The sequence below is a fragment of the Streptomyces sp. GbtcB6 genome (genome assembly GCF_019091475.1).
In the GTDB taxonomy this organism is placed as follows: domain Bacteria; phylum Actinomycetota; class Actinomycetes; order Streptomycetales; family Streptomycetaceae; genus Streptomyces; species Streptomyces hyaluromycini.
Genome location: NZ_JAGXJL010000002.1, coordinates 321253 through 339268 on the forward strand (window position 1 = coordinate 321253; position 18016 = coordinate 339268).

17 protein-coding genes are annotated in these 18016 nt (G+C 73.1%); 7 read left to right on the plus strand and 10 right to left on the minus strand.

Annotated elements, in window-relative coordinates:
- Positions 1-104 precede the first annotated feature (104 nt).
- A complete protein-coding gene (locus tag KVT45_RS04360; RefSeq protein ID WP_217545120.1) occupies positions 105-1346 on the plus strand; it encodes a glycoside hydrolase family 16 protein in 1242 nt (413 codons plus the stop codon).
- A gap of 19 nt (positions 1347-1365) precedes the next feature.
- On the opposite strand, the gene KVT45_RS04365 is transcribed toward KVT45_RS04360, so the two are convergent.
- A complete protein-coding gene (locus KVT45_RS04365; RefSeq protein ID WP_217545121.1) occupies positions 1366-1623 on the minus strand; it encodes a hypothetical protein in 258 nt (85 codons plus the stop codon).
- A gap of 477 nt (positions 1624-2100) precedes the next feature.
- On the opposite strand from KVT45_RS04365, the gene KVT45_RS04370 reads away from it, so the two are divergent.
- Complete coding sequence (locus tag KVT45_RS04370; protein ID WP_217545122.1) at positions 2101-3063, plus strand: SDR family NAD(P)-dependent oxidoreductase; 963 nt, start codon at positions 2101-2103, stop codon at positions 3061-3063.
- Positions 3064-3132: 69 nt separating this feature from the next.
- On the opposite strand, the gene KVT45_RS04375 is transcribed toward KVT45_RS04370, so the two are convergent.
- From KVT45_RS04375 to KVT45_RS04385, 3 genes are all read right to left on the minus strand, one after another.
- Positions 3133-3351, minus strand: a complete 219-nt coding sequence (locus KVT45_RS04375; RefSeq protein ID WP_089103402.1) for a hypothetical protein — start codon at positions 3349-3351, stop codon at positions 3133-3135.
- Positions 3352-3420: 69 nt separating this feature from the next.
- On the minus strand, positions 3421-4710 hold the full coding sequence (locus tag KVT45_RS04380; protein WP_217545123.1) for an ROK family transcriptional regulator: 1290 nt from the start codon (positions 4708-4710) through the stop codon (positions 3421-3423).
- 221 nt (positions 4711-4931) lie between these two features.
- Positions 4932-8084 (minus strand): cytochrome P450, encoded by a 3153-nt coding sequence (locus tag KVT45_RS04385; protein WP_217545124.1) that lies wholly within the window; start codon positions 8082-8084, stop codon positions 4932-4934.
- Between the two features lie 195 nt (positions 8085-8279).
- Between KVT45_RS04385 and KVT45_RS04390 the strand changes: the two genes are divergently transcribed.
- Complete coding sequence (locus KVT45_RS04390; RefSeq protein ID WP_217545311.1) at positions 8280-8909, plus strand: PAS domain-containing protein; 630 nt, start codon at positions 8280-8282, stop codon at positions 8907-8909.
- Here KVT45_RS04390 and KVT45_RS04395 read toward each other — a convergent pair.
- The 3 genes from KVT45_RS04395 to KVT45_RS04405 all read right to left on the minus strand — a co-directional run bounded on the left by KVT45_RS04395 (position 8855) and on the right by KVT45_RS04405 (position 10243).
- The gene (locus KVT45_RS04395; protein ID WP_217545125.1) at positions 8855-9763 is read right to left on the minus strand and encodes a DUF3626 domain-containing protein; all 909 of its coding nucleotides are present in this window, start codon (positions 9761-9763) and stop codon (positions 8855-8857) included. The two genes, KVT45_RS04390 and KVT45_RS04395, sit on opposite strands and share 55 nt — an antisense overlap.
- 81 nt (positions 9764-9844) lie before the next feature.
- Positions 9845-10024 (minus strand): hypothetical protein, encoded by a 180-nt coding sequence (locus tag KVT45_RS04400; RefSeq protein ID WP_217545126.1) that lies wholly within the window; start codon positions 10022-10024, stop codon positions 9845-9847.
- 6 nt (positions 10025-10030) lie between these two features.
- Positions 10031-10243 (minus strand): DUF3592 domain-containing protein, encoded by a 213-nt coding sequence (locus tag KVT45_RS04405; protein WP_217545127.1) that lies wholly within the window; start codon positions 10241-10243, stop codon positions 10031-10033.
- 213 nt (positions 10244-10456) lie between these two features.
- Between KVT45_RS04405 and KVT45_RS04410 the strand changes: the two genes are divergently transcribed.
- From KVT45_RS04410 to KVT45_RS04420, 3 genes are all read left to right on the plus strand, one after another.
- The gene (locus tag KVT45_RS04410) at positions 10457-11737 is read left to right on the plus strand and encodes an FUSC family protein (RefSeq protein ID WP_217545128.1); all 1281 of its coding nucleotides are present in this window, start codon (positions 10457-10459) and stop codon (positions 11735-11737) included.
- A complete protein-coding gene (locus KVT45_RS04415; RefSeq protein ID WP_217545129.1) occupies positions 11734-12774 on the plus strand; it encodes a hypothetical protein in 1041 nt (346 codons plus the stop codon). The genes KVT45_RS04410 and KVT45_RS04415 overlap by 4 nt, the downstream gene beginning before the upstream one ends.
- Positions 12775-12880: 106 nt before the next feature.
- Positions 12881-14083 carry a lactonase family protein gene (locus KVT45_RS04420; protein WP_217545130.1) on the plus strand — a complete coding sequence of 401 codons (1203 nt, stop codon included), beginning with the start codon at positions 12881-12883 and terminating at the stop codon, positions 14081-14083.
- Here the strand turns inward: KVT45_RS04420 and KVT45_RS04425 are convergent.
- Entirely contained in the window at positions 14051-14782 is a 732-nt protein-coding gene (locus tag KVT45_RS04425) for a DUF2470 domain-containing protein (protein ID WP_217545131.1), read from the minus strand. The two genes, KVT45_RS04420 and KVT45_RS04425, sit on opposite strands and share 33 nt — an antisense overlap.
- A 111-nt stretch (positions 14783-14893) precedes the next feature.
- Entirely contained in the window at positions 14894-15499 is a 606-nt protein-coding gene (locus KVT45_RS04430; protein ID WP_217545132.1) for a TetR/AcrR family transcriptional regulator, read from the minus strand.
- A 108-nt stretch (positions 15500-15607) separates the two neighbouring features.
- On the opposite strand from KVT45_RS04430, the gene KVT45_RS04435 reads away from it, so the two are divergent.
- Entirely contained in the window at positions 15608-17149 is a 1542-nt protein-coding gene (locus KVT45_RS04435; RefSeq protein WP_217545133.1) for a cytochrome P450, read from the plus strand.
- On the opposite strand, the gene KVT45_RS04440 is transcribed toward KVT45_RS04435, so the two are convergent.
- Positions 17105-17941, minus strand: coding sequence for a pentapeptide repeat-containing protein (locus tag KVT45_RS04440; RefSeq protein WP_217545134.1), 837 nt, complete (start codon positions 17939-17941; stop codon positions 17105-17107). The two genes, KVT45_RS04435 and KVT45_RS04440, sit on opposite strands and share 45 nt — an antisense overlap.
- Between the last annotated feature and the right edge of the window lie 75 nt (positions 17942-18016).

The following is an 18016-nucleotide window of genomic DNA, read 5'->3' on the forward strand; positions in this document are numbered from 1 at the left end:
TGACGCGTCTCTTATCTCACTCCTTAAATCAAGAGGCATCGCCCTTACCCCCCACCCCGGCCGGACGCCTCCCCGCGCCCGGCCGCCATACGGAAGGGAGCGCCATGGCCTCCCCACGACTGCTCCGCAGATGTCTCTTCGCCGTCCTGTCCGCCGCGCTGGTCGGCTCCGTCGCGGTCGGTCCCGCGCACCGGGCCGAGGCCGCCGACGCCGGCGCGGCCGCGGTGACCTTCTCCGACACCTTCGACGGGGCCGCCGGTTCGGCGGTCAACTCCTCGAAGTGGACGCTGGAGACCGGCGACAACGTCAACAACCACGAGCGGGAGTACTACACCTCCGGCACCAACAACGCGGCCCTCGACGGCCAGGGTCACCTGGTCATCACGGCCAAGAAGGAGAACCCCGCCAACTACCAGTGCTGGTACGGCACCTGCCAGTACACCTCGGCCCGGCTGAACACCTCCGGGAAGTTCAGCGCGCAGTACGGACATGTCGAGGCCCGGATGAAGATCCCGCGCGGGCAGGGCATGTGGCCGGCGTTCTGGATGCTCGGCACCGACATCGGGTCGGTCGGCTGGCCGAACTCCGGTGAGATCGACGTCATGGAGAACGTCGGCTACGAGCCCTCCACGATCCACGGCACCATCCACGGCCCCGGCTACTCCGGCTCCAACGGGATAGGCGCCGCCTACTCGCTGTCGAACGGGCAGGCCTTCGCGGACGCCTTCCACACGTTCGCCGTCGACTGGGCGCCCAACTCGATCAAGTGGTCGGTCGACGGCGTCGTCTACCAGACGCGCACCCCCGCCGACGTGGGCAGCAACACCTGGGCCTTCAACAAGCCGTTCTTCCTGATCCTGAACCTGGCCGTGGGCGGCTACTGGCCGGGCGACCCGGACAGCTCGACCGCCTTCCCGGCGCAGCTGGTCGTGGACTCGGTGTCGGTGACGACCAGCGACACCGCGGCCGGGGTCGCGATCAAGGGCCTGGCCGGCAAGTGCGTGGACGTGGCCGGGGCGAACACCGCCAACGGCACGCCCGTCGACCTCTACGACTGCAACGGCACCGCCGCCCAGCAGTGGACCGTCGGCAGCGACGGCACCATCCGCGCGCTGGGCAAGTGCCTGGACGTCACCAGCGGCGGCACGGCGGACGGCACGACGGTCCAGCTCTACGACTGCAACGGCACCGCCGCCCAGAAGTGGGCCGTCTCGTCGGCGAACGACATCGTGAACCCACAGGCGAACAAGTGCCTGGACGTCACCGGCAACAACTCTGCCAACGGCACCCGGCTGCAGATCTGGACCTGCAGCGGCGGCGCCAACCAGAAGTGGACGGTCGGCTGAGCACGAGGCGTGCCGCCGGCTAGCGGCGCAGTGGGCGGGGCGTCCAGGTGAACTTGTCCCCGCCCACCCAGCAGACCACGTCCGGGTCGTCCAGGTCGTGGACCTTGATGCCGTAGGCCGCGGCGACCTCCAGCACATCCGTGACGGTGCGCGCCTGGCCGACCACCTCACCGTCGATCTCCACGATGCGGAAGGGCGGGGTGCCGGGCTTGCCGGTCAAGACCCCGAGCACCAGGATCCGTGGCTGGGAGATGAACGGGCTCGCTATCTCGGTCATGCAATCGAGGGTAGATCTCCCCGGCCGGAAGTGACCGGTCCGAGTCACCCTGCCGGGCGGCCCAGGAGCCGCCGACCGGATATTTGCCCGGACATTTGCACATGCTTGAGGAAGCGGCGGGCAAACCCGCGACCGCTCTTGGTCACCCGGCGGACGGCCGGCACATCCCGCCGTCCGCCGGGTGACCCGCATCACCCACGGGCCCGGAACACCCAGGGGTGGTTGTCCGTTGAACCAGCCGTGGGTGCGGATGGGACAGTGTCCCCGGGCCTCACCTTTTGCCCACAGGGACGATCGTTCGGCTGAAGCCCTGTGGAGCCTTTCGCCGAGAGGCGACCGCCATCCGTGCCCACCACCTGGCCGCCCCGGCCGCGAATCCCCCGTCGCGGCCGGGGCTTTCCGCTGTTCGGGGCCGTTCGGGACGGTCGGGGACGTCCGCTTGACTTCGAGAGCACTCCAATTCGTAGCGTTCGAGTCATGAGCACTACGACACCTCAGCACAAGATCGGTTCCGGTTTCGGTGCGGACAGCACGGCCGACGAGGTCCTGGCGGGCCTCGACCTCGACGGCAGGCTCGCGATCGTCACCGGCGGCTACTCCGGGCTGGGCCTGGAGACCACCAGGGCCCTCACCCGGGCGGGCGCCCGCGTCGTGGCCCCCGCACGGCGCGTCGAGGCCGCCCGCGAGGCGCTGGCAGGCCTCGACGGGGTCGAGGTGGACGAGCTGGACCTCGGCGACCTGGAGAGCGTGCGCGGCTTCGCCGAGCGGTTCCTGGCCTCCGGCCGGACCGTCGACTTCATGATCGACAGCGCGGGGATCATGGCCTGCCCCGAGACCCGGGTCGGGCCCGGCTGGGAGGCCCAGTTCGCCACCAACCACCTCGGGCACTTCGCCCTGGTCAACCGGCTCTGGTCGGCCGTCGAGCCCGGCGGCGCCCGGGTCGTGTCGGTCTCCTCGCGCGCCCACCACTTCTCCGGGATGCGCTGGGACGACGTCCAGTGGCGGCACGGCTACGACAAGTGGGAGGCGTACGGCCAGGCCAAGACGGCGAACGTGCTGTTCGCCGTGCACCTCGACCGGCTCGGCCGGGACTCCGGCGTATGGGCCTTCGCACTGCACCCCGGCGGCATCATGACCCCGCTCCAGCGGCACATCCCCCTCGAGGAGAAGATCGAGCGCGGCTGGGTGGACGAGCAGGGGAACCTGCTGGAGGTCGCGGGCCTGAAGACGCCCGAGCAGGGTGCCGCCACCCAGACCTGGGCGGCCACGTCCGCGCAGCTGGACGGCATGGGCGGGGTGTACCTGGAGGACTGCGACATCGCCGAGCCCGCCGTGGAGGGCGAGCCGACCGGTGTGAAGTCCTGGGCGGTCGACCCGGAGCAGGCCGCCCGGCTGTGGGACCTCTCGGCGGAGCTGACGGGCGTCAACGCGTTCGCCTGAGCCACCCGGTGTGCCGCGTACCGGCCCTGGCAGCCGCGGTCCGCGGCTGCCAGGGCCGGCTCTCCGCACTCAGGCGGACGGCTCCTCGGGCACCGGATCCTCGGGGTGCACCGCCCCCGAGCGCGGTGCACCCCGGGGGCCCGTGCCGGCCTCGTCGGGGTCGGGGAGGTCGTCGTCGCGGTCCTGCGGCCGTCGGATCTCCGCCGCCTCCCACGGGTCCCGGCCGGACCCCGCCTGCTGGTCCGGCAGGTCCCGGGGGACCGGCTTGCCGCCCTGCTTCTCACCCACGGCATACTCCCCTCGCGTCGTTCCGAGCGTCAGGCGAGTACCTCGGCCGCACGCGGCGAAACGCGCGGGTCAGCGCGGGCTGCGCTCCTCCAGGGCCGTGCGCCACGCGGGGAGCCGGTCCTCGGTCGCCGGTTCCGCGCGACGGCCGCCGCGGCTGAAGAAGTCGGCGAGGGGCAGGATCGCGGCGCCGACGGTGACCGCGTCCGGGCCCAGCCGGCCGAGGTCGATGGTGACCTGCTCGGCGGGGTGGCGCAGCGCGTACGTGGTCGCGTACCGGCGTACAGCGGGCAGGAAGCGGGCGCCGAGCTGGAGCCCGGCCCAGCCGCCGATCAGGATCCGCTCGGGCTGGAAGAGGTTGATCAGGTCGGAGAGGCCGGCGCCCAGGTACTCGGCGGTCTCCTCAAGAACGGCGAGCGCGACCGGGTCGGGCTCGGTGCCCTCCGGCGGGTAGGCGGCGGCGAGCATCGCGGTGAGCGCGCTCTCCTCGTCGAGGCCCTCGGCCGGACGGCCGCCCTCCTCGCGCCAGCGGGCGAGCAGCGACTCGGCACCGGCGTACGCCTCCAGGCAGCCGAGCGCGCCGCAGCGGCAGCGGCGGCCCCGCACCCGTACGGTCAGATGGCCCCATTCGACGGCCCGGCCGTGCTCCACCTCGGCGGTGACCAGGCAGGCGCCGACGCCGGAGCCGAACAGCACCACGACCGCGTTGTCCGCGCCGCGCCCGGCGCCGAACCACATCTCGGCCTGGCCCAGGGTCTTGGCGCCGTTGTCGATGAAGTACCGCACGGAATCCGGGAGCCGGCAGCCGGAGCGGAGCAGTTCCTCCAGCGGGACGGCGTCCCAGCCGATGGTCTGGCCGTGCACGAGGGCGCCCCGGTCGTCGGTGTGCTCGATGATGCCGGGGACACCGACGCCGACACCGAGGAGCAGTTCGGGCGAGGCTCCCTCGGTGGCGAGGACCTCGTCGATACCGTCCCGGATGTGGCCGACGATCACCTCGACGTCGTAGCCCTGCTGCGCCAACGGACGCTCGACGCGGGCCAGTTCGGTCAGGTTCAGGTCGAACAGCTCGACCCGGACCCGGGTCTCGCCGACGTCCACACCGATCATGTGTCCGCTCTGCGGGGCGACGCGCAGCAGGGTGCGGGGGCGGCCGCCGTCGGAGTCGACGCTGCCGGCCTCCTCGACCAGGCCGTCGGCGACCAGGTCCGCGACCACGTTGCTCACCGAGCCCGAGCTCAGGCCCGTCGCCGGGCCCAGCTCGAAGCGGCTGAGGGGGCCGTCGAAGTAGAGTCGCTGCAGTACGGCCGTGCGGTTGGCCCTCCTGAGGTCGCGTACCGTGCGCCCGTTCCGCCCCGCCATGTGGCTCCGCTCCCTTCACGAACCCTGCCCGACCTGCAACATACTCCTTCGGGGGGCCGGAAGCGATATTTTCCCAACCCTTAGTTCACGCTGTGAGCTAAGGAGGGGTTAATGCCGGGTCGCACCATGGAAGTGGAGATCGCACGCGGGCGGAGGGTTCGTTGTGGTTGCTCGCGCAGTTCCCCGCGCCCCTGGCGGGGCGCTCCGGCTCGGGGCGTCGATCAGGACGCCGCGTATACATCCTCCACAAAACGGCCCTCCGCCACCAGGGAGTTCAGCCATTCGTCGGGATTTCCCTCGGGCACGCGGTCCCGGAACATCGTGCGGAACGCCTCCCGCACCCCCGGTGCCATCCGGCTGCCGTCGCCGCAGACGTACACCCTCGCGCCCGCCGCCAGCAGAGCCCACACCTCGTCGGCCTCTGCGGCGATGCGGTGCTGGACGAAGGTGCCCGCGGTGCTGAAGGCCGGGCGCAGGGAGACGGCGCCGACGGTCTGCGCGGCGTGGAGTTCCTCGGCGTGCAGGTAGTCGGCGTCGGCGGCGTCGCAGCCGAAGTAGCAGAGGGCGGGCGGGAGTTCGGCACCTGCCGCGAGGGCCGCGGTGCGGTCGGCGACGGCGCCCCGGAAGGGGGCCAGGCCGGTGCCCGCGGCGATCATGACGGCCGGTGCGCCGGCGTCGATGCGGAAGGCCTCCCGGCAGGGCTGGACGCGGGCGTGGATCGTGGCGCCGGGACGCACGACGGCCAGGTGGCCGGAGCCGGTGCCCCGATAGGTGCCCTTGCCGGAGCGGGCGGGGGCCTCCAGCAGGGAGATCATCAGGTCGGCGTGGCGGGGGTCGGCGGCCGGGGACGAGGAGATCGAGTAGTGCCGGGGCTTCAGCGGGGTCAGCAGGTCCAGGAGGCGCGGCCAGTCGAGGGCGCCGCGCAGCGCGGGGTGGTCCTCGATGATCTCGACGAGGGTGCGCGGGTCGTCGCTCAGGGACGCGAGGGCGGCCTTCTCCGGCGGGCAGGGGTTGGCGTCGGCGAGAAGGGAGAGCTGGTGGGCGCTCGGGCGCTCCTGCAACTCGACGTGGTGGGTGAGGAGTTGCCGTGCCGTCAGCGGGCGGTCGACGGCGAGGCCGTCCCGGCGCGGGCGGGTGGCGCGGATGTCGAGGACGGTGTCGGGGTCGACACCGAGGGCGGTGATCACCCGGGTGACGAGTGCGGGGTCGTTGGCGGGGAGCACGGCGAGGTGGTCGGCGGTGCGGTAGGTGACGCCGTCCGGCAGGGCCACGCGCAGGAAGCGCTTGGTGCGGGGGTGGCCGGGGGCGGTGAGGTCGTATGCCTCGGTGACCGTCATGGGGACGAGTCCATGGCGCTCGGCGAGGGCGTCGAGGGGGCCGCCGGTCAGGGTGCGGACCTCGTACCCGGCGGTGGGCCCGGATCCGGCCGGGGCGGCGTCGGGGTCGCCGTAGTGCTCGAGCAGGGCGGTGCGCAGCCGTGCGGTGAACTCGCGGACCGTGCCGGTGAGGTCGCCGGAGGCGTCGGCTGCGGCCCGGTCGATGAGGCGGGTGGCGCCGAGTTCGGCGAGGCGGGCGTCGCAGCGGGTCGGGAAGTGCTGGTAGGTGGCGGCCCAGTTGCGGTCGCCGACGCCGAGGACGGCGTAGGTGACTCCGGTGAGGTCGGGGGCGCTGTCGAGCCAGGCCGCGAAGGCGGTGGCGTCGTCGGTGGGGCGGCCGTTGTAGGAGGCGGCGGTGATGACGACGGGCCGGTCGGTGGGCAGACCGCCGGCGTAGGCGTCCAGGGCCGCGACCTCCGTGGCGCAGCCGATCTCGCCCGCCTCGTCGGCGAGCCCGGCGGCGAAGCCCCGGCAGGTGCCGTAGTTGCTGCCGTGCAGGAGGAGGGCGCCGGTGCCGGAGCGGACCCGGGCCGGGAGCGCGGCCGTGGTGTGCGGGGCGTGCTCGACCGTCGCCGGCGCCCCCGGCAGGGGCTGGTGGACGCGGTCGGCGGAGGTGCGCGGGGTGAGGGTCAGGGTGAACCCCTCGGGCTTGAGGGTGAGGGTCTCCTTGACGGTGAGCGCGTAGTCCGCGTGGTCGTGCGGCCGGTAGCGGTGCACCAGCATGGCCAGCAGCATGGTCGCCTCGTGGAGGGCGAACTGCCGCCCGATGCAGGCGCGTTCGCCGGTGCCGAAGGGCTTGAAGGCGTGCACCGGGCGGGCCGCCTCCGCCTCCGGGGTGAACCGGGAGGGGTCGAAGAGTTCGGGGTTGTCGCCCCAGACGGGCTGGCGGTGCAGCATCGGGGCGAGCACGGTGACGGCCTGTCCGGCCTTCAGCGGGATCCGGCCGCCGAGCAGGGTGTCGTCCAGGGCGTGCCGCCCGAACGCGGCGGCGGTCGGCCACAGCCGCAGCGCCTCGTTGAGCACCTGCCGGGTGTAGGCCAGGCGGCCGACCTCGTCGTAGGTCGGCTCAGGGTCGGGCGTGTCGCCCCACAGGGCGTCGGCCTCGCGCTGCACCAGTTGGAGTGCGGTCGGGTGCTTGGCCAGGTAGTACAGGGCGAAGGACATCGCGCCGGAGGTGGTCTCGTGGCCCGCGATGAGGAAGGTGATGACCTGGTTGCGGATGTTGGCGCGGTCCAGGGTGGTGCCGTCCTCGGGGTGCCGGGCGGAGAGCATCAGGCCGAGCAGGTCCTCGGCCGCGCTCTGGTCGGTGCCGGTGCGGGAGGCGATGACGTCGTCGACGACCCGGGCGAGGTGGTCGGCGTCGTCCCGGAAGGCCGCGTCGGCCGCCGAGTGGTCGGTGCCGGGCCGGCGGGCCAGGCGGGTCATGCTCCACTCCAGACAGCGGACCATGGACTCGACGAAGGGGTGGGGTTCGGCGCGCTCGAAGGAGCCGAAGTCGTAGCCGAAGCCGGCCAGGCCGATGGTGTCGAGGGTCATCCGGGTCATGTCGTCCGGCACGTCGACCGGGCGGCCGTCGCGGGCGGCCCGGTCCCAGGACTCGATGAGCCGGCGGGCGACCTCGACCATCACCGGGTGGTAGGTGCGCATCGAGCCGAGGGCGAAGGCGGGCATGAGGATGTCGTGCGCCTTGGCCCAGTTGGGCTCGTCGTTGTAGGCGGTGAACAGCCCGTCGGCGGCGAAGGCGCGGACGTTCTCCAGGGCGGGTCCGACGTGCTTGGCGAACCGCTGCTCGTCGGCGAGGTCGGCGACCAGGTCGGCGTCGGCGACGAACAGGGTGTCCCGCCCGTGCAGCCGTCGTACGAGGACCGGCCCGTGCTCCCGCATCAGGTCCATGACCTGCTGGATGGGGGTGCGGCCGGGGCCGGTGGCGGTGATGTCGACGACGGGGACGCCGTGCGGGGTGGGTGCGGTGACGGGGTGCAGCGCGGTGGGGGGCATGGCGCGACAACTGCCTTTCGCGGTACGGAAGTCCTGTGATCCAGCGTGGTCCTCGGGGGACGCGGACCGGCGCCGCCGCACTACATGAACGTGCAGTGGAAAGTGCCCGCCGGCTCTTGCGCGGTGCCGGTGAAGTTGCCTCTGACCTGGACGGTCGCCTTGGATGAGGGGGAGAGACGAGGAGCGGTGGTGGGCATGGAGGCGGGCGGGCTCGACGGCGTGGTGTGGCGCAATCGCGCCCTGATGCTGTTCGACCGGGTGGCGGTGCCGGTCGCGGTGTGCGACGTGTACGGGCTGGTGGCGCTGGCCAACCCGGCGATGGCCGCCGAGTGCGGTACGACGCCGGGCCGGCTGCGCGGCCGGGATGTGCTGGACCTGTTCCGGCCGCAGGAGGAGGCCCAGGTGGAGCGGATCGCCGAGGCGCTGCGGCTGCGGCACCGCTCGCGTTACCAGGTGTCGGTACGGTGGCGGGCGCCCGACGGGGCCGAGCGGTACGGGGAGCTGACGGCGGACCCGGTGAGCGAGGCGGTGGGCGAGACGCCGTCGCTGCTGGTGATGTTGCGGGTGGACGGCGAGCGTGCGGCACCGGAGGCGGAGCCCGCACGGGTCACCCCGGTCGAGGGGCGGGTGCTGGCGCTGCTGGCCGGGGGCGCCACCACCGCGCGGGCCGCCCGTGACCTGGGCCTGACCCGGGACGGTGTCACCTACCATCTGCGCCGTCTGTCGGCCCGCTGGGAAGCGGCCAACCGCACCGAACTGGTCGCCCGCGCCTACGCCTTGGGCGTGCTCAAGCCGGGCGTCTGGCCGCCCGCCCCGGCCGAGTAGGCCGTGCCCGCGCCCTCCGGGGCACCGAAGCGGGCCAGCGTGTGCCAGACCATCTTGAGGTCCTGGATCCCGTACCGGCCGGTGCGTGCCGCCGCGCCGATGATCCGGGGGTCGACGACGCCCTTCTCGGCGATCAGAGCGCCGAGTTCGGCGTACTGCGGGCCCCGGTAGTCGGCATGCCGGCGCAGGTCGGGAACGGTGAGCCGGTAGCCGGGGTGCCATTCGACCGGGAAGGGCAGCCGGCGGGCGGCCACCGCCACGGGCGTACCCCGGTAGCAGGCGTCCAGCACCAGGGCCTCGACGTCCCGGTCGAGCCGTATCCCGCCGTGCACCTGGGTCTCGATGTAGTCGTTGAGGGCGTCCCGCTCGTCGGCCTCAGCCAGGGCGAGCAGGTGGGTGCCGGCGGCCACGCCGAAGTCCGTCGGCTCGGCCGCGCTGTCGGGGTAGCAGAAGGTGGCCCGGTGGAGGGCCGGTCCGGTCAGCCGGAGGTGCGAGGAACCGAACCGGGGGGCCGCGCCGACCACTTGGCGCCGGAAGTCCAGCGCGCCGTAGACCGGCCGCTCGGCCGGGCCGGCGTCGTCGTAGGTTCCGCCGAAGATCCGGCTCTCCCAGCGCCAGCGGTCGCCGCCGGGGTGCGCGGTGAGCCCGCCGTTGCTGGTCCCGGTGACGAACTGGGAGTGGTAGGCGCCGTCCCGGGCGAGCGCCTCCAGGATCGGCAGACCGGCCGAGATCCGGTCGGGGTGGAAGTTCACGGTGATCCGCAGGAGGGGGTCGAGGGGCGGCCCCGAGGACAGCGCGGCCACATGGCGCAGCGCCGCCGCGCTCCGTGCCGTCCCGGCGTCCGCGAGATCCATCGGGTTCCCCCTGTGGCCCGTCCGATGCCGGCCGACCCTAGCCGATCACCGTCGGCCCGGTCACCGCGATTTCCTCGCGGGTCAGCTCGTCAGGGCGATGACGACCCCCATGCCCAGGAAGGCCGTCCCGCCGAACACGAGGAACACCAGCGGCCCCACCACATGGCGCCACATGCGGACCCGGGCGACCCGGGGGCTCTGCGCCAGATAGACGATCTCCACCTGCCGTCCCGTCTCCAGCCCCAGGCCGGCCCCCTGCATGCGGGGCTAGAACTCCACCCGGTGGCCCGAGCGGTCCGTGAAGGCGATGACGGGGATCCACTTCGGTCCCTGGTTGTCGCGGGTGCGGACGTTGTCCACGACGACGCCCCAGGTCCGCACCCCGTGCTGCCGCAACCGCTGTACCACCGTGCCCTCGCGCACCGCGATCCCCAGCAGTACCAGGCCCGCCGTCGTGCACAGCACCGCACCGAAGTCCAACGCCCCAGCCCTTCTGTCCCACCCGACCGTCCAGTTGTCCCCCGTTGCCGCAGACGCATCGGCCAGGCGTTCGATTTCCGGTGCCGTGCCGCGGTCTCCACGGCACTTCGGGAGAGGCTCCGTGATCCACTCTGGTCGACCAGCCACTAGCGCGCGCGAGTGATCTGTGGAAAATACGTTCGACGTATCACGCGAGCGGGAACAGGCCAGAAGATGCCAGACGTACGGAAGTGGGCCGAGGGACTGTCGCGACTGCTGCGGCGGCATCGGGACCCGGTGGTCGTCCAGACGCTGCGGTCGGCCGCCGCGGCCACGATCGCCTACGTCGTCGCGCTGCACCTGAGCCCGGAACCGGCTCCGCTGACCGCACCGCTGACCGCGCTGCTGGTCGTCCAGGTGACCCTGTACGCCACCTTGACCAACGGTTTCCGCCGGGTCAACTCGGTGGTGGCCGGTGTGCTGGTCGCCATCGCCTTCAGCCAGCTGGTGGGGTTGACCTGGTGGAGCCTGGCCCTGCTGATCGTGGCCTCACTGGCGGTGGGGCATCTGGTACGCGTCGACGAGTACATCCCCGAGGTGGCGATCAGCGCCATGCTGGTGCTCGGGGTCACCACCATCAGCAGCACCGCCTGGGCGCGGATCGTGGAGACCCTGATCGGCGCGGTCGTCGGCATGGGCTGCAACCTCCTGCTCCCGCCTCCGGTGTGGGTGGACGAGGCCGGCGAGTCGATCGAGGGACTCGCCCGCCGGCTGCGCCAGCTGATGCTGCGGATGGGCGAGGAGGCGGCGGAGATCATGCCCTGGCAGCAGGCGGCCGCGCGGCTGCACGAGGCCCGCCGCCTGGACCACGCCATCGTGGAGGTGGACGCGGCGCTGCGGCAGGCGGAGGACAGCCTGCGGCTCAATCCACGGGTCAGGGAGGGCCTGCTGCACCGGGTGGTGCTGCGCACCGGCCTGGACACGCTGGAGATCTGCACGGTCGTGCTGCGCGTGCTGGCCCGGACCTTCACCGACCTGGCCAAGGCCCGCGAACCCGAACCGCTGTTCGCACCGGACGCGGGCGCCGCCGTCGAGCAGCTGCTGTCCCAGATCGCCGACGCCGTGGTCAGCTTCGCGGTGCTGGTGACCACCAGCATCAGCGAGAACGCCGAGTCGGCCGAGGCCCGGCTCGCCGCCGAGCTGAACACCGCGTCCGGCACCCGCGACAAGCTCGCCGGCCTGCTCCAGGAGGAGGTCCACCGCGACGACCGGAACTGGCAGCTGCTCGGCGCCGTCCTGACCGAGGTCAACCGGCTCCTCGACGAGCTGGACACCGAGCACCGCACCCGCCGTCTGCTGGAGGAGCTGGACCGGGTCTCCGGCGAGCAGCGCGCCAAGCGGCCGTGGCTGACCTGGCTGCGGGAGCGGGTGGGCGTACCGGAGCGGCTGCGGCGGAACCGGGCCGGCGGTGCGGTGCGTTCTCCCTCCGGGACGCAGAAGGGGGCACGCCGATGACGGACACGGCGGTACGGATCGACGGGAACACACTGCGGCTGCCGGGCGGGGTGGCGGTGCGGTTCGTGCGCACGCTGCGGCTGCCGGAGACGGGCACGCATCCGCTGCCGCCGGGGCTCGGCGAGTTCCCGGTCCGGCGGGTGAGCGACTACCCGGACACGGTTCCGGCCGAGTGGCGGGCGTGGGGCGGGGTGATGCTGCCGGTGTACCTGCGCGAGGCGATGTGGCTGAGCTTCGCGGGCACGACGGAACCGGCCGCCCTCCAGGTCGGCGTCGGCAAGGTGTGCGCGGTGTCCGGCGAGCCGTGGCGCGACCGGCTGTCCCGGAAGCCGCAGAACTACCTGGTCCTGCCCCGGCAGCCGTGGCTGGACGGCATCAACTCCGGGAAGGGCACGGTCCGCCAGTTCGTGGCGGTGCCGCTCGGGCTGGGCGCGACCGTGGAGGGGCAGGTCACCGGCGAGGAGGTGTGGGGCGGGGTGCAGCTCCAGTCCTTCACGCTCGCGGACGGGCCGCTCGCCGAGTGGCGGCGCCTGGAGCGGCTGCGCCAGGAGCAGCTGCGGCGGGAGCGCACCCGCGGGCCCGGACCGGCCGGCGGTCTCGGTGCGGCCCTGCCGATGATGTCCGCCCTCCCCGCTCCCGCCCCGGCCGCCAGGTCGGCCGGGATGGGCCTCGGCGTCGGCGGCTCGATGCGCCAGGAGGTGTACGAGGACGACCGGCCGTCGCGGGACTGGACGCAGACCCCGGCCGGACGCGTCTTCGTGCACCTGGTCACGCCCCCGCAGTGGCACCGCGTCACGGGCGAGGCGCCCCCGCCGTCGCCGGTGGACCGGGCGGCGTACACCCGCGCGGGGCTGCCCTGGTACGACTACTACGACCAGGACGCCCGGGATCTCGCCCCCACGGACACCCTGGAGGCGGTCAAGCCGGTCGGCGACTGGCTCGGCGACGACCTGGAGCCCTGGCAGCAGCCGTCCCCGGGGCAGGTGGTCCCCCTGAAGGACGCGGCGGGCGAACCGGTGGAGGATGGCGACTGGTGACGCCCATTGCACTGGATGCAACGGATGTTGCTTCACTTGCGCCGCCCCCTCGGTCCAAGTCAAGGTGTGTCAGGTCCGGGGTGACTCACGACCTGAGGTGCGTGGCATGGGCAGTGGTACGGATGGGACGCGCGGCGGCTGGAGCAGGCGCCGGTTCGTCGGTGCGTTGGCCGGCGCGGCCGCGGTGGTCGCGGTCCCGGCCCCGGCGGCACCGCCCGCGGAGCGGCCGCACCGGGCGGCGCGCCCTGCGGCTGCCACCCCCGCGAAGACGCCCTCGGCTCCCCGCCCGCTCTACCTCGGCACCTACACCTCCGTGGACGGCGGCGGCACCGGCATCGGCCTCGCCACCTACGACCCGGCGACCGGCCTGATCACCGGCGCCGGCACGCTCACAGGGGTCGCCGACCCGTCGTACCTGGCCGTCCATCCGGACGGGCGCACGCTGTACGCGGTGAACGAGCGCACGGACGGGAGCGTGACCGCCGTACGCCTGGCGGACCGGAGGATCCTGGGCAGCCGGAGCACGGGCGGGGCGGGCCCGTGTCACCTCTCGGTCCATCCCACCGGCCGCTGGCTGCTGAGCGCCAACTACACCTCGGGCAGCGTGGCCGTGCACCCGATCGACGCCACCGGCGCCCTCGGCGAGCGCACGGCCCTGGTCACGCACTCCAGCCCGGCGCCCGGACCCGGCCAGCAGGGCCCGCACGCCCACCAGTTCATCACCGGCCCGGACGGCGGCCACGTCCTCGCCGTGGACCTGGGCACCGACACGGTCTACAGCTACCGCCTCGATCCCACGCAGGGCACACTCACCGAGGTCGCCCAGGCGCACACGAAGCCGGGGGCGGGCCCCCGCCATCTGACCTTCCATCCGGGCGGACGGTACGCGTACCTGGCCGACGAGGTGGGCGACACGGTCTCGGTCTGCGCGTACGACCCGGCCACCGGCCGGCTGACGATCGGCGAGCCGCAGTCCACCGGCAGCGCCGCCGGCACCACCAATTACCCGGCCCAGCTCCTGGTCACCGCGGACGGCGCCTACGCCTATCTGGCCAACCGGGGCGACAACACGCTCGCGCGGTACGCGATCGAGGCCGACGGGGCCCGGCTGCGGCTGCTGGACACGGTGCCGGTGCACGGGGACTTCCCCCGCCAGATCGCCTTCTCCCCCGACGGCCGGCTGCTGTTCGCGGCCAACCAGCGCTCCGGCACCGTGAGCGTCTTCACCGTCGACCCGGACAGCGGTGAACTCCGGCTCGCCGGCGAGCCGTTCGCGTCACCGGTCGCCGTCTGCGCGCTGCCGCTGTAGCGTCCGCGGGCAGGAGGCGGCCGCGCTCGCCTGGGCCAGCAGCACGTGCATGCGCTCGGTGAGCTGGGCGACGTCGTCGGCGGGCGCGTGGAAGGCGAGCCGTACGTCCCCGTGGGCGCGGGTGCGTTCGATGCGCAGGGTCAGTCCGTGCCGGTCCACGGCGAGGGGCTGGACACGGGTCGCGGCGTGCAGGCTCTCGGGCTCGACGAGCCGGGTGAGCCGCTCGACGGCGTCCGGGTGGGCGTCGGCGAGGTGGGTCAGCAGTGTGGCCTCGGCACCGGCCAGCGGGTCCGGGCGGGCGGCGGCGAACTCGTCGAGGCCGACGACCACCGCACCGGAGGGCCGGCGCAGCACCACGCGGGTGGGTCGGAAGACGAGGTGGTCGTCGTCGGCGGCGAACCAGCCGGCCATCCAGAGCCGGGCCCGGATCCGGGCCCGCACCGGGACGGGTGCGACATCGGCGAACTCCAGCACCGCGGACGGCTCGCCGCGCGGGGCGCAGATCGCGGCCGTGAGCAGTGCGCTGTCCTCGGGCACGTGCAGCAGCACCCGGCCGTCGTCGGCGACGGCGTGCGCGCCGACGTACTCCTCGCGTCCGCCGTCCGCGGTCACCATGCACGACCACGCGACGGCCAGCAGGGACCGGGCCTGCTCCGCCGCACCGGGTCCGGCCGCCCAGGCTGCCTGTTCGTCACCCATCCCGAAACCTCCTTAGGTAAGCCTCACCTAAGCTATCGAAGATCGGAGGGTACGCCAAGCGCGGAGCACGTCAGGCATGTGAAGAACAAGGCAAGGGCGGAACAGGGGCGGTCAGGAGATGACGCCCAGCAGCGCCCGCGCGCACAGGTCCCGCACCTGTTCCCGCGTCAGTTCCTCGGTGCGCAGCCACTCCAGGCAGACATGGGTGGTGAAGGCGAGCCAGCCGCGCACCGCCAGCCGGGTGTCGGGGCGCCGTTCGAGGGCGGGGCCGAACTCGGGGTCGCCCGCGAGGGCGGCGAGGATCTGGCGCTCCTGGGCGGCCTGGGCCTGCCGATAGACGCGGCGTACGGCCTGGTCACCGGAGGCCTCCGCGCGATGGAAGGCGCGGAAGCCGTGCGCGTGGGTCTGGACGTAGTCGAGGTAGATGTCGAGGCTCGCGGTGAGCTGCTCACGGGCGGGCACACCCGGCTCGGCCGCCGTCATCCGGAGCATCCGCTCGCTCTCCCGCTCCACGACCGCCGCGAAGAAATCACGTTTCGTCGGAAAATAGTGGTACAGCAGACCTCGGGAGACACCCGCGATCTCGGCGACCTGCTCGATCCACACGTCGTCGTAGGGACTGTCCGAGAAGAGCCTGGCCCCGACCGAGAGGAGCTGCTCACGGCGGGCCGCGGTGCTGAGTCTGCGGCGGCTGCGCTCACCCTGGTTCGGGACCATGTCCGCACTTTACTTGACGTGGGTTCAACAACGGGACGAGACTGAAACCGCCTATTGAACTCACGTACAACTAGCTCAACCTGCCGCAGCATCGAGGGAGATCGCGTCATGGCGGAGACGGTCACGCAGCCGGGGACGGGGCCGGACGGCCCGCTGCCGAAGGGGTTCCGGGGCGCCGAGCACGGCTGGCCGGAACTGCACCGCATCCCGCACCCGCCGCGCCGGCTGCCGCTTCTCGGCGACGTCCTGGGCGTCGACCGGCGCACCCCGCTCCAGGACTCGATGCGCATCGCGGAGCAGCTGGGCCCGATCTTCCGGCGCAGGGCGTTCGGCAACGAGTTCGTGTTCGTGTGGGGTGCCGAACTGGCCGCCGACATGGCCGACGAGTCGCGGTTCGCCAAGCACGTGGGGCTCGGGGTGGCCAATCTCCGTCCGGTCGCCGGGGACGGCCTGTTCACGGCGTACAACCACGAGCCGAACTGGCAGCTGGCACACGACGTCCTCGCCCCGGGCTTCAGCCGGGAGGCCATGGAGGGCTACCACGCGATGATGCTGGCGGTGGCCGGACGGCTGACCGACCACTGGGACCGTGAGCTGGCGGCCGGCCGCTGGGTGGACGTGCCCGGCGACATGACCAAGCTGACCCTGGAGACGATCGCCCGTACCGGGTTCGGGCACGACTTCGGCTCGTTCGAGCGGGACCGGCCGCACCCCTTCGTGACCTCGATGATCGGCACGCTCACCTACGCGCAGCGCCTCAACAGCGTGCCCGCGCCGCTGGCCCCGCTGATGCTGCGGCAGGCCTCCCGGCGCAACGCGGCCGACATCGACCACCTCAACCGCACGGTCGACGACCTGGTCGCCGAGCGGCGCCGGACCGGGCGCGGGGAGGGCGACCTGCTCGACCGGATGCTGGAGACGTCCCACCCGGAGACCGGTGAGCGCCTTTCCGCCGAGAACGTACGACGGCAGGTGATCACCTTCCTGGTGGCCGGCCACGAGACCACCTCGGGCGCGCTCTCCTTCGCCCTGTACTACCTCGCCCTGCACCCCGAGATCGCGGCCAGGGCGGCCGCCGAGGTGGACCGCGTCTGGGGCGACACGCCCGCGCCGGGCTACGACCAGGTCGCCAAACTCCGTTATGTCCGCCGGGTCCTCGACGAGTCGCTACGGCTGTGGCCGACGGCCCCCGCCTTCGCCCGCGAGGCGCGCCAGGACACCGTGCTGGCCGGGCGGCACCCGATGCGCCGGGGCGCCTGGGCGCTGGTCCTGACGCCGATGCTGCACCGGGACCCCGAGGTGTGGGGCCCGGACGCCGGGAGCTTCGACCCGGACCGATTCGACGCGAAGGCGGCCCGCGGCCGGGCCCCGCACACCTTCAAGCCGTTCGGCACCGGCGCGCGCGCCTGTATCGGCCGCCAGTTCGCCCTGCACGAGGCCACCCTGGTCCTCGGCCTGCTGCTGCGCCGCTACGGCCTCGGGGGCGACCCGGACTACCAGCTGCGGGTGACCGAGCGGCTCACCCTGATGCCGGAGGGGCTGCGGCTGCGGCTGGAGCGCCGCACCCCCGCCCCGGCGCCGGTGACCGTGCCGGAGGCGCCCACGTCAGAGAGCGGCGGCGGCTGTCCAGTGCACGGGGCGGGTGACTGACACCGGCAGACGCGTCCCCGCGTTGCCCCGGGCCGCGTCGAGCTGGGGCTGGGTCAGGAAGAAGGCGCCCGTGAGGTCCGCGTCACGGAGGTCGGCGTTCCGCAGGTCGGCGCCGATCAGGTCCGCGTCCCGCAGATCGGCCCCGGTGAGGTCGGCGGCGATGAGGTAGGCGCCGCGCAGACTCGCCCCGCGCAGGTCGGCGCCCCTGAGGCGGGCGCCCATCAGGTCGGCGCCCCGCCGGTCCTTCTTCCTGCCGCGCACCCCCGCCCGGGCCAGCTCGCTGGTCCGCAGCAGCAGCACATTGACCTCCTGCCGATGGGCGGCCACGTCCAGGGCGGCCAGTTCTTCGGGCGTACCGAGACTCAGCTGCTCTGTCTCCCGCAGCGCGGCGCGCAGCGCGGCGTGCACAGGGCGGGCGGCCGCCAGACCCAGGGCCTCCGTCAGATACCAGAGCAGTTCGTGCAGCTGCCGTACGACCGGGAACGCGTCGAACATCCGGCTGGCGTCCTCCTGGGACCCGCCACGCCAGTCCTGTCCGCCGAAGGTGACCTGCGAGACCTTCTGCCCTGCGCCGAAGCAGTCGTAGACCGTGCAGCCGCCGAACCCCTTCTGCCGCAGCTCGGTGTGGATGCCGCAGCGGTGGTCGCCGCCGAGGTTGCCGCAGGGCTTTCCCGCGGGCTTGTCGACCGCGAAGTCCGCCGAGGCGGTGAACGGCAGGGCTACACAGCACAGCCCGAAGCAGCGGGCGCAGTCGCCGCTCAGCCGAGCCCGTTCGGATATCTGTTCTGGCACCCGGTCAGCCTACTGACAGGCGAGGACCTCCTCGTCCGCATTTCCCAGCCCGCCGCTGCTGGAGAGCACGGCCCG

Coding starts and splice junctions, on each gene's coding strand:
- KVT45_RS04360 (WP_217545120.1), top strand. CDS start 105: ATGGCCTCCCCACGACTGCTCCGCAGATGTCTCTTCGCCGTCCTGTCC.
- KVT45_RS04365 (WP_217545121.1), bottom strand. CDS start 1,623: ATGACCGAGATAGCGAGCCCGTTCATCTCCCAGCCACGGATCCTGGTG.
- KVT45_RS04370 (WP_217545122.1), top strand. CDS start 2,101: ATGAGCACTACGACACCTCAGCACAAGATCGGTTCCGGTTTCGGTGCG.
- KVT45_RS04380 (WP_217545123.1), bottom strand. CDS start 4,710: ATGGCGGGGCGGAACGGGCGCACGGTACGCGACCTCAGGAGGGCCAAC.
- KVT45_RS04385 (WP_217545124.1), bottom strand. CDS start 8,084: ATGCCCCCCACCGCGCTGCACCCCGTCACCGCACCCACCCCGCACGGC.
- KVT45_RS04390 (WP_217545311.1), top strand. CDS start 8,280: ATGGAGGCGGGCGGGCTCGACGGCGTGGTGTGGCGCAATCGCGCCCTG.
- KVT45_RS04395 (WP_217545125.1), bottom strand. CDS start 9,763: ATGGATCTCGCGGACGCCGGGACGGCACGGAGCGCGGCGGCGCTGCGC.
- KVT45_RS04400 (WP_217545126.1), bottom strand. CDS start 10,024: ATGCAGGGGGCCGGCCTGGGGCTGGAGACGGGACGGCAGGTGGAGATC.
- KVT45_RS04410 (WP_217545128.1), top strand. CDS start 10,457: ATGCCAGACGTACGGAAGTGGGCCGAGGGACTGTCGCGACTGCTGCGG.
- KVT45_RS04415 (WP_217545129.1), top strand. CDS start 11,734: ATGACGGACACGGCGGTACGGATCGACGGGAACACACTGCGGCTGCCG.
- KVT45_RS04420 (WP_217545130.1), top strand. CDS start 12,881: ATGGGCAGTGGTACGGATGGGACGCGCGGCGGCTGGAGCAGGCGCCGG.
- KVT45_RS04425 (WP_217545131.1), bottom strand. CDS start 14,782: ATGGGTGACGAACAGGCAGCCTGGGCGGCCGGACCCGGTGCGGCGGAG.
- KVT45_RS04430 (WP_217545132.1), bottom strand. CDS start 15,499: ATGGTCCCGAACCAGGGTGAGCGCAGCCGCCGCAGACTCAGCACCGCG.
- KVT45_RS04435 (WP_217545133.1), top strand. CDS start 15,608: ATGGCGGAGACGGTCACGCAGCCGGGGACGGGGCCGGACGGCCCGCTG.